Origin of the sequence: Robiginitalea sp., from assembly GCF_049588695.1 — a bacterium.
In the GTDB taxonomy this organism is placed as follows: Bacteria; Bacteroidota; Bacteroidia; order Flavobacteriales; family Flavobacteriaceae; genus Robiginitalea.
The window spans coordinates 1-2,379 of the sequence record NZ_JBAVZJ010000289.1; the positions used below are offsets into that span (position 1 = coordinate 1).

The 2,379-nt window shown below is 49.6% G+C and carries 1 protein-coding gene; it reads left to right on the plus strand.

The genetic code is table 11. The features are described from left to right. A partial coding sequence (locus WBV75_RS07145; RefSeq protein WP_424119948.1) for an FG-GAP-like repeat-containing protein occupies window positions 1–2,356 on the plus strand: 2,356 nt, incomplete at its 5' end. Between the last annotated feature and the right edge of the window lie 23 nt (window positions 2,357–2,379).

Consider the following 2,379-nt stretch of genomic DNA (forward strand, 5'->3'; position numbering starts at 1 on the left):
GTCCAAAACCTTAATGGCCTCCATGGATGTTGCCCGCTTTGACTACCTGACTCGCAAAGAGGGATACCATTATCAGTATATGTACAATTCACTCCAACTGAATATGGGGCAGGACCATTTCAGCAACATCGCCCAGCAAACCGGGATAGCGAGTACCGACTGGAGCTGGTCCGTGCTTATGCACGATTTTGACCTGGATGCAGACAAAGATATTTTTATCACCAACGGGTATCGCAAATATGCCCTGGACAATGACCTGCAACAAAGGGTTTACCAGGCGCGCAGGAAATACAAAAACAAGGTTCCCCTTGAGGTAAAGGAAGAACTTTACAAAAGCATGCCCTCTGAAAAATTGTCCAATTTGCTCTATGAAAACCAGGGACATCTGGAATTTAAGGAGCAGGGTAAAGAATGGGGGCTTGGGGATCTCACCTTCAGTAACGGTGCGGCCATGGGAGATCTCGACAATGACGGGGATCTCGACCTGGTGGTCAATAATATGGATGAAAATGCCTTTCTCTACAGGAATCAATCCGTAGAAACCCAAAGGGGAAACTACCTGAGTGTATCAGTTTCCGGAACCACGTCTGAGGTCTTTCCAGAAGTAACGCTTTACCACGCGGACACCCGCCAGATGATTGAAGTGCGAAGGGTACGGGGTTATCGGTCTGCACATGCGACAACAGCCCATTTCGGTTTAGGAAAGGCCGATAAAGCCGATAGCATAAAGGTCCGCTGGCCGGATGGCAGTACTGTTCTCCTTCGGGATGTTCAGGCCAACCAAAACCTGGAAGTAACCCGGGCCGAGGCGCGACCCGGTCGCGTTAACTCTGGTAAACCTGCGCTATTTGAAGCATCCGACCCCGCGAAGATGGGGATCTCAGCTGTGCACAAGGAGAATCCGTACAACGATTTTGAAGCGGAGATCCTACTCCCCTACAAGCAATCGCATTTCGGACCCTATTTCAGTACCGGAGATGTCAATGGGGACGGTTTGGAGGATGTATTTATGGGCGGGGCCTCCGGGCAGGCAGGCTCTTTGCTCATCAAAAAACAAAACGGCTTCCAAACGGTTTCTGTAGCCCCCTTTGAAAAAGATAAGGTTTACGAAGACATGGAATCTGCCTTTTTTGACATAGACTCCGACGGTGACCTGGACCTCTATGTGGTGAGTGGGGGGAATGAGTTTGAACAAGGCTCTTCCCTGTACCAGGACCGGGTGTACCTAAATGATGGGAAGGGAAACTTTACCCGCAGCACGTCAAGCCTTGAGAACCCTGGAAATTACAGTGGTAAGGCCGTAGCCGTATTTGATTTCGACAAGGACGGGGATTCCGACCTTGTGATTGGCAACCGCATCCTGGCCGGGAATTACCCACGTCATGCCCCCTCCGCACTTTTGGAAAACAGGGAAGGTATTCTTTATGACATCACTGAAGACAAGGCTCCTGGACTTCGGGATTTCGGAATTATCAACGACCTTCTCATCAGCGATTTTGACGGCGATGGAATGGAGGATCTTATGGCAGTTGGGGAGTGGACCGGAATCGGGTTTTTTAAAAATGTGCAGGGTGCTTTTCAATTGCAGGATGCAGCAGCCCTCGGCGCTCCCATGAAAGGATGGTGGTTCTCCATCCATGAAACCGACGCCAATAACGATGGTAAAGCGGATTACATTCTGGGCAATGCCGGGAAAAACATAAAGTTTACAGCCAGCCCTGAAAAACCTTTTAAGGTCTATGCCACGGACTTTGACGACAATGGCACTCCCGATATTGTCCTGAGCAAAAAATACGAAGGAAAATACGTACCGGTGCGCGGCAGGGAATGTTCCTCCCAGCAAATGCCGTTTATCGCCCAGAAATTCCCAAGTTACAGCGAGTTTGCCAATGCCAGCTTAGAAGAAGTCTATGGCGAATCCCTCAAGGAAAGCTATGAACGGGAAATCAATACTTTTTCCAGCTTTGTTCTGATAAGCCATTCTGATGGCACCTTCACTCCTACTCCCCTGCCGGCTGAAGCCCAGATGAACCCGATCTTTGACCTGATTTCTCAGGACCTGAACGGGGACGGGAATGAAGACCTCATCCTGGCCGGCAATATTTATGAGACGGAGGTGGAGACACCACGCCTGGATGCCATTTCAGGAACGGTTCTCCTATCTGAATCCGGGGGCACCTATCAGGTGATGCCACATGTTCAGTCCGGCCTGTATCTGAAGGGAAACCTGAAATCCCTCCTCACTTTCACGGACCAGGGAAATCAATGGATCCTGGCCGGGCGAAACGATGACGCCCCCCTTTTATATCGGATTAAAGGCGTTAAAACAATGGGCATTTCGAACCTATCCAAATAATACGTACTTTTAAACAAATTCTA